This is a genomic window from Bacillus badius NBRC 15713, assembly GCF_001591605.1.
In the GTDB taxonomy this organism is placed as follows: Bacteria; Bacillota; Bacilli; order Bacillales; family Domibacillaceae; genus Pseudobacillus; species Pseudobacillus badius.
On record NZ_BCVF01000115.1, the window covers coordinates 1 to 560 of the forward strand.

Consider the following 560-nt stretch of genomic DNA (forward strand, 5'->3'; position numbering starts at 1 on the left):
TTAAGCCCCCTGCTTTTCCTTTTGCGCCTTATTAATCCAGCTTTGCAACGTGTTTAAGGTGTCTGCCGCTTGCTGTGCTGTAAGTTTCGTTACATCCTTGATCTTTAGATGAGCAAAGACTTGATCGTCTGTGCCGCCGCGTATGTTGGCAAATTCCAGCGCCTTTGTTTTGATTGTGCCAACTTGCTCTGGCGTAATCGGATCGGGCTTGCGGTATGTTTCTGCTTTTTGTTGGAATGCGTCTGGATCATCTTTATCTGTTGGAATGTTAAACTGTTTGAGCATGAAATACTTCTCTGCATACGTGAGGGCTTTACCGACACCTTTCTCTCCTGCCAGATCAACGCCTTGACCGTAGAAAGGAATGACAATCTTTTCTTCTGGATTCTCTGCGTTCACCCATGTGTATTCAATGTCTAGTTCAGTGAAATGAGAGAGTGTGCCTTTGCTGTTCACTGTACTTGTGACGTTGTGATTTAACACTCGTGTCTCCAGAACAAGCGCCATTTCATCTAACTTTTCACGCAAAGCGCCCAACGTTTGGGAACTGCCTACATATT

The 560-nt window shown here is 45.0% G+C and carries 1 protein-coding gene; it reads right to left on the minus strand.

The window, feature by feature from the left end:
* The coding region (locus tag BBA02S_RS20000) for an ERF family protein (protein WP_082800167.1) at positions 1 to 560 on the minus strand (560 nt) is incomplete at its 5' end.